Here is a 3,809-nt window from a genome sequence, read left to right as displayed (position 1 = left end):
CCGGTTATCGGGGACCTGCCAGTGGGACCAATCTCAACTAGTATGTCGTAGGTGGTGGGACGTTGTGGCGCTCAACGCTATCGGGTATTTCGAATGCGATAGATGCGCGTTATCGACTCTCGCCCCAGAAGGCTGATGAGGAAGTCGGTCTACATATCCTCGAGTGTCGGCAGGATTCGGCGGCCGCCTTGTAGTCCTGCCAAGACTGTCCGGGTGCGAGTTGAGATGGAAAGAGTGGGGAGCGATGAGTTTGTGGAAGGACATCGCTGACAGTCCCAACGAGGCGGCTGCGATCGGCGTTGATGCGTACGGTGCGCGATCAAATCGCGTCCTTCGGCTGGTCGGGGACTGCTGCGGCGGTGAAACTCGGCGTCACCCAGCAACGGGTGTCAGAGCTCATGGCGGGCAGACTGTCTCAATTTTCGCTGGACGAGTTGGTCGCGATGGGTACCCAGGTTGGCGTTCGCGTCACCATCAGCGTCGATCGCGCGGTGGATACCACGACGCAAGTCGAAATCCATCCCAGGCAACTGGGCGCCCACGAGTGAGGGGAGAGTCTGCTGAGAGAGACCAGCGACCGCCGGCCTTCTGAGCTATTCGGGTCGGTCACGACAGGAAACTGGCGGCGGCCGGCCTGGGAGGGCGGATTCTGGCCAGTGTCGTGCACTGCCAGCTCGTACAGCGTTGCGTCGAGTGCAGATCGGAGATTGTGTAACCACTCTCCGAAGATGACGGACATCTGCACGGGGAATCGTGCGGATGCTGATGCGAGTATGCGTACCTCGTGCTCACCGACGTCGAACCTCTGGTTGATCGGACGATCGGCAAGATGCTCGGCGGCCAGCTCCCACAGGGTGCATCTGTGTTCGTTTGCGCGTCGGACGCGAGCCAACGCGGCTTCGAAGTCGGATTCCATTGTGCCGACCTTAGCCTTTTGCATGGTACGTTCGGGCGCGAGCAGGCGCGGGCAGTTCGGCGTCTTAACAGCGCGAAGTGCTTGATTCGACAGTCAATGGTGGTCGAGGATCTCGAAGGCTTCCTGAAATACGAGATCGGCGAGGGAAGCGTGGTAACGGTTTTCGTGGCGAAGGGCGTGATCCCTACGTCTTGGTCGTTGAGCTCCGTGATTTCGGCGACGTCATGATCGCATTGGATTCTCATCCCTATCGCGAGGAAGAGGTTGCAGAATTGTTCGTGGCTCACGAGAATGACGCCGGTCTCCGATCGCGAGATGGCAGCGTTGGCGATGGAATCCTCAGAGATATCGAGGAGTCCTAGAAGGTCGCCCATCGACAGGCCGAACGTCTTGGTCACTCTTCTGCTTTGAGGCCGCTGGATGGGGACGGGTTTGCCGACCGCATAGGCGAGTTGCTTGTGCCGGGCTTGATCCGGTCAAATCAGGCATGTTCAAGTCGCTTTCAGTCGTTGTCGATAGTCGATGGAAGGCTTGCCGGGATGGGCACTCCGGCGACAACAGAAAGCTGCGCGAGATGAGGAAGGCATGGATTTCACAGCGAGCCGCAGGGAGCGAAAGCAGCCCGCGTAAGACAGACGACGGCCGACGGTGAGCTTCAAACACCTGGGCTCAGGATAGCCATCGCAGCGGTAGAGCACGCGCCGCTGCCGATCGCCCAGATTGTCTCCAACAGATACTGCCAGTGTGCTCGGGGCTGCTGTGGGTCATCGTCCATGCCGGCACCTCCTCGTCGCTCGAAATCGGTCTCGCTCAGATGGCGTACGAAGCTGAGGGCGATGATGACCAGAACGAGTCCGGTCACTGCAGCGCACGCAAGGGGGGGCGATGCGATGGCTGCCTGAACCCAGGTGTGAAGTTGTGCTGTGGACAATAGCATAGGGTAGCCTGTGTCTGCCCTTATGCAAGCCAAATAGTGAACCGCAGTGATCCGGCTCCGCGGCTTGCCTTACACCTCTGAGAGGCTTGTCTCGGATTGCCCAGTCAGAAGGTTCTCGAGATCTCGGCTGTGGGCGTCTGACCACTTCGGCATCAAAGCGCCGCAGCGCAGATGATCAACGAGCACTCGTGCTGACTCTCGCCAGGGCAGGGTTTCGAGTTGGGCCACCGACTCAGGGTCTGTCAGGTCGAAATAGATCCTCAGTGCGTCCGGAACGTCGTTGAGGCTTGCAGCTTTGAAAGTCACATCGGGATCGAATTCGAGGGCATCGTAGAGTTCGCGCAGCGCAGGTAGTGAATGACCGACCGACTTGAGGAAATGGGTACGGCGCACGTAGATGCACCCTAAGAGCCATCGCCCGTCGGTGTCGACACGGACTTGCAGGTATACGACTTCCATCCGCCCCGCGTTGACGGTGCACGCGCGGAACTGTGTGTCGTCCGGGTCGCCAGTTGTGGGCAGCGCGCTGACACACCATGACCGGACAACATCTCGTTGTCCGTCCGTCAGCACAGTCGTTCCATAGTCGGTCAAGAACTCGGCAACGAGATCGAACTCGGGCATCGTCGACAGCTCGGCGAAGCGCTCTTCCGGGCTCGGCGCAGCATCGGACAACGAAACTCCTCGGGACTTGAATCTGATTAGCGACAGGCGTTCGTCCGATCTCACCACGAATGACGAGCCACCGCGCACCGGCGTCGGGTGGCAAAGTCCACGACCCTTGCGGAGTGAAGCTCGTCGATCGCCCGGAAGTCCCCTACAGGCGACCGTCGTGACCCACTAGATTCTGAGGCAGCCAAGTAAGGGAGAGCTGCACACGCATGAGCACGACGAACGCCAACCTCATCTGGAAAATCGCTGAGCTGCTGCGAGGCCCGTTCCAGCCGAACCAGTACGGGGACGTGATCCTGCCGTTCACCATTCTCCGTCGCCTGGACTGCATCCTCGAGCCGACCAAACACGACGTCCTCGTCGAGCACACGAAGCTGGCGAAGTCGAAGGTCGACCCGGACATCGTGCTCAAGTCCAAGTTCAAACTCTCGTTCTACAACACTTCCCGCTGGGACTTTCGTGCGTTGACCTCTGACGCCGAAGGTATCGCCGACAACCTGGTTGACTACATCGAACACTTCTCCCCGAACATTCGCGACGTGTTCGAGGGCTTCGGCATGGAAGACCTCATCGAACGGCTCAGCAAGTCCGACCGCCTCTACCTGATCGTCAAGGAGTTCGCGGCGGTCGACCTGCACCCAAAGGTGGTCAACGGCTACGAGATGGGCTTGATCTTCGAAGAGCTCATCCGCAAGTTCGCCGAATCCAACAACGCTGCCGCCGGTGACCACTTCACCCCGCGCGAGGTGATCGCCCTCATGGTCGACGTGCTGTTCGCCACCGCCGACGATGCGCTCACCAAGCCGGGCACCGTCCGCACCGTCTACGATCCAGCCGCGGGCACCGGCGGCATGCTCTCCACCGCGTACGACCACCTGCTGGACATGAATCACAAGGCACGGCCCGTGTTGTACGGGCAGGAGATCAACTCGCGCTCGTACGCGATGTGTAAGTCCGACATGATCATCAAAGGTCAGGACGTCGACAACATCTACCTCGGCGACACCCTCACCGACGACAACTTCCGTGGCCGACACTTCGACTACTTGCTCTCGAATCCGCCGTTCGGCGTCGACTGGAAGACTCAACAGCGCGCCGTCGACGAAGAACATCGCGTTCGCGGCTTCGCCGGACGATTCGGTCCCGGGCTGCCCCGCGTCTCCGACGGATCGTTGCTGTTTCTGCTGCACCTGATCTCCAAGATGGTGCCTGTAAAAAAGAACGGCGAGGGCGGATCGCGGTTGGCGATCGTCCTCAACGGTTCCCCGCTATTCACCGGCGGGG

General features: G+C 60.1%; 4 protein-coding genes. 3 read left to right on the top strand and 1 reads right to left on the bottom strand.

What is annotated here, in order from left to right; translation table 11 throughout:
- Positions 1-302 precede the first annotated feature (302 nt).
- Both B3T59_RS07305 and B3T59_RS07300 read left to right on the top strand, forming a co-directional pair.
- Positions 303-548 (top strand): XRE family transcriptional regulator, encoded by a 246-nt coding sequence (locus B3T59_RS07305; RefSeq protein ID WP_287001870.1) that lies wholly within the window; start codon positions 303-305, stop codon positions 546-548.
- A gap of 236 nt (positions 549-784) precedes the next feature.
- Entirely contained in the window at positions 785-1,144 is a 360-nt protein-coding gene (locus B3T59_RS07300; protein ID WP_287001869.1) for a hypothetical protein, read from the top strand.
- 778 nt (positions 1,145-1,922) lie between these two features.
- Here B3T59_RS07300 and B3T59_RS07295 read toward each other — a convergent pair.
- Positions 1,923-2,528: a hypothetical protein gene (locus B3T59_RS07295; RefSeq protein ID WP_287001868.1), complete on the bottom strand. Its 606-nt coding sequence runs from the start codon at positions 2,526-2,528 to the stop codon at positions 1,923-1,925.
- Positions 2,529-2,734: 206 nt separating this feature from the next.
- Between B3T59_RS07295 and B3T59_RS07290 the strand changes: the two genes are divergently transcribed.
- Positions 2,735-3,809, top strand: a 1,075-nt coding sequence (locus B3T59_RS07290; protein ID WP_287001867.1) for a type I restriction-modification system subunit M, incomplete at its 3' end; no start/stop codon positions are given.

Source organism: Gordonia sp. UBA7860 (assembly GCF_002500165.1).
GTDB classification, from domain to species: Bacteria; Actinomycetota; Actinomycetes; order Mycobacteriales; family Mycobacteriaceae; genus Gordonia; species Gordonia sputi.
The sequence above is the reverse complement of the archived record's forward strand: the minus strand, read 5'-3'. Positions and strand labels throughout refer to the sequence as shown.

Coding starts and splice junctions, on each gene's coding strand:
- B3T59_RS07305 (WP_287001870.1), top strand. CDS start 303: ATGCGTACGGTGCGCGATCAAATCGCGTCCTTCGGCTGGTCGGGGACT.